Raw genomic sequence first — 2,798 nt, forward strand, 5'->3', positions numbered from 1 at the left:
CCTTGCTGATCTCGGGCCACGCCTGCCGCGGCCTCGATGGCGATCGACGGACCGGGAGACGAACGGCCCGCAGGTCGCAGCGCCGCAGGCGTCAGAGACCCCGCAGCGCATGCGAAGGACCGGGCGGGGCGTGTTTCTTGACTTGCGCGAGGAGGCCGCCAGGCCGGGGAAGAAACTCGCCCCGCCCGGTTGCGGAAGACGGACGGCTTTCGGTCAGATCAAGCCCTTCGAGAGGCCGCGCGGGCTGGCCCGCCGGCGAGAGACCCTCACCCCGCCTCGGAGCCCTCCTAGCGCACGGCCTGCTCCGGTCGGACCTTCTGGCCCTGCACAAGTCTGGATCAGGGCCTTCTTGAACCTGCCCAGAGAAGGCCTGTAGATTGGCTACGACCGCACGCATGACCGGCGGACGCGTAATGAGGCGATCGCTACGCGATGCACCCCGACACAATCCAGTTCACGGTGATCCGCGGCGATGGCGACTGGCGGGTTCTTCGCGACGGCCGAACCTCGGGGCATTTCGACTTCAGCGTTGACGCCATCGAGTCCGCGCTCATCAAGGCGACGACACTGATCGACAGGGGCGCGCGGGTCGAGGTCTTCGTCCAGGACGCCGCCGGCCAGCTGCGTCAGGTCGATCCCGTCGGCGGCGAAGTACTGCATTGAACTCCAGGTAGGCCACCGCCCGTCGCTCGACGGCACCGCCTCCAGCCTAGCCAGCCCATTCCAGCTCGAAGTCTGGCGTGAGCGCGAGCAAACCCGTCTCGATCTGGTTCCAGGTCAGACGGAGCGCCTTGAGGTCATCCGGTGTGAACAGATGGGCGTGATGTGAGGCGGCGCGCAGCTTCCCCGCCTGTTTGAGCAGATCGAACACCGCCTCGGGATCGTCGAAGCCGGCCTCGAAGATCGCCTGGAAATGCTCGGGATGGCTCATGATACGCGCGTAGTGGGTGTAGTCCGCGTGGTCGAAAACCTCGCCGCCCCGCTTCTTCCACTTCCCAAGCAGATCTTTGCAGTCGCACAGCGGCAGGCGCTCGTCCGCCCAGTCCTCGCCGTAGGTTTCCGCCATCACCGCATCGAGGATTTCCCGCAGGGTCAGCTCGTAGCGGTGCACCAGGGTCTTGGCCCGCTTCACGTGAGGCGGAGCCGAGTTGGCCTGGAGGCGCGCTTTCAGGCGACGCCGCTTCTCGGCCATCGTCAACAGACGCCGTTTCGGCCAGTGCGACAGCCGCAGGCCCGCCGCGTCGAGGAAACTGCGATAGCCCGCCAGATTGGCGAACTGCGGCATCTCCGTGATGGAGAAGGCCCCGACCGCTTCCCGCACGCCACGCGTCAGCCGGTCGCTCTCGGCGAACATGTCCGCCATAGCCGACGCGCGCGCGAAGGCTTCGATCTGGGCGGGCCGCCCAATCGCCAGGGCGCTCGCGCCGAGACCACTGTCATTGAGCCGCAGTATGCGATCCACGAAACTGTCCGTGGGTGTCCTGAAGCCCTCCAGAACATCCGGTAGGGCGAAGCCCCTGGATAGTTCGGCGATCCTTTCGGCCTGTTCAATCAGGCCATTCGGAAAGGCGGCCCGATAGATGCGATCCGCGTCGGCCTGAGCCCTCATCAGGGCTCCGACGCCCTGCGTCCGGTCCATGAACGGGTGTCGACCCATCGCGGCGTAGGCCAGCGGAGTGTCCATTTTCATGCGCTCGGCGATGCCGAGCGCGCCGCTCGCGCGCAGCATGTCATGCTGTCGGCGAACATCCTCGAACGGATCGGCTATCCGTCTGGCCGCGTCCAACGTCGCGCGCATGCTGGGCGGGATCAGATCACGCGGCAGGGTCATGGCTCGCCGCTTCACGCAGATGGGCCAGCCGCTCCGCACAGACGGCCGTCGCAAGGGCCCGCAACACCTCGACGCGCTGCGTCAGCCAGGTCAGTTCCTCGGCGCTGATCTTGTAGTGTTTGGAGTAGCGCGCCTTCACATAGGCTTCGCGCAGCAACTCGAAGCACCGGCGCTCGAACTTGGTCTCGCGCGGCCAAGCCTCGGCCATGCGGGGGTCTATGGCCTCGCACTTCTTGCGCAGGAAGGCGAGGTTGTGGGCCTTGCCGCTATAGAGCGTCACCACCAGCAAGACGCAGTGGTAGAGGTGCTCGCTCGCCTGATGAAGACTGAAGGCCGCCAGCTTGTTGTTGTCGCGCTCAACGTAGAAGGCGGCGCCGGCTTGGAACTCCCGCGAACTAGCCATCCAGTCGGCGAAGAACTCCTCGGCTTCGGCCAAGGCGACCTGCGCTTTCAGGTCCGCCGGTTTGCGCAGCTTGGCGCCCGGCGTGTCGAACAGAACGATCCCCTCGCGCACGATGTCGGCCCAGAAATAGCGCCCGCGATCCAGTTGTTCATTCACGTCGTCGAGGCTGTGCACGATCAGGCTCACCGGCGTGCGGATCAGGGTCTCGCCCGGCATCAGCTTGTTCTCGGCGTCATGCCAGAACTCGCCGTCGGTCAGATCCTCATGATCGACAACGATCAACAGATCGAAATCCGAGAAGTAGCGTCCGACCGGATCATGGACCCAATCGCCGCGCGCATACGATCCGTAGAGGATGATCTTGAGGATCTTGCCGTTCTTCAGCCGCTCGGCCCGACGGGTCGAGACGGTTTCGGCGAACGACTCGCGGATCACCTCGACCACCCGGCGCAGTTCCACCTGCTTGCGCGGCGGCAGATGATCGATCGAAGTCTTCATCGGGCGAGTCTCGCCCAAGGCGTGCATCGGGGCAAGGCGCGAAGCCTCAGTTCTGGATCAGGCGGA

General features: G+C 65.4%; 3 protein-coding genes. 1 reads left to right on the top strand and 2 read right to left on the bottom strand.

Features of this window, described 5'->3' with window-relative positions:
- Nucleotides 1-432 precede the first annotated feature (432 nt).
- A complete protein-coding gene (locus tag JHC99_RS18330) occupies nucleotides 433-663 on the top strand; it encodes a hypothetical protein (RefSeq protein WP_292156123.1) in 231 nt (76 codons plus the stop codon).
- Nucleotides 664-709: 46 nt separating this feature from the next.
- Here the strand turns inward: JHC99_RS18330 and JHC99_RS18335 are convergent, their stop codons facing one another.
- Together JHC99_RS18335 and JHC99_RS18340 are read right to left on the bottom strand one after the other, a co-directional pair.
- Nucleotides 710-1,831 carry a hypothetical protein gene (locus JHC99_RS18335; protein ID WP_292156124.1) on the bottom strand — a complete coding sequence of 374 codons (1,122 nt, stop codon included), beginning with the start codon at nucleotides 1,829-1,831 and terminating at the stop codon, nucleotides 710-712.
- Complete coding sequence (locus JHC99_RS18340) at nucleotides 1,815-2,732, bottom strand: HEPN domain-containing protein (protein WP_292156125.1); 918 nt, start codon at nucleotides 2,730-2,732, stop codon at nucleotides 1,815-1,817. Before JHC99_RS18340 ends, JHC99_RS18335 begins: the two co-directional genes overlap by 17 nt.
- Nucleotides 2,733-2,798: the final 66 nt, after the last annotated feature.

The organism is Brevundimonas sp. (assembly GCF_016463485.1).
GTDB lineage: Bacteria > Pseudomonadota > Alphaproteobacteria > Caulobacterales > Caulobacteraceae > Brevundimonas.

What these genes read in the sequence shown, in the direction of transcription:
- JHC99_RS18340 (WP_292156125.1), bottom strand. Translation starts at nt 2,732, where the DNA reads ATGAAGACTTCGATCGATCATCTGCCGCCGCGCAAGCAGGTGGAACTG.
- JHC99_RS18330 (WP_292156123.1), top strand. Translation starts at nt 433, where the DNA reads ATGCACCCCGACACAATCCAGTTCACGGTGATCCGCGGCGATGGCGAC.
- JHC99_RS18335 (WP_292156124.1), bottom strand. Translation starts at nt 1,831, where the DNA reads ATGACCCTGCCGCGTGATCTGATCCCGCCCAGCATGCGCGCGACGTTG.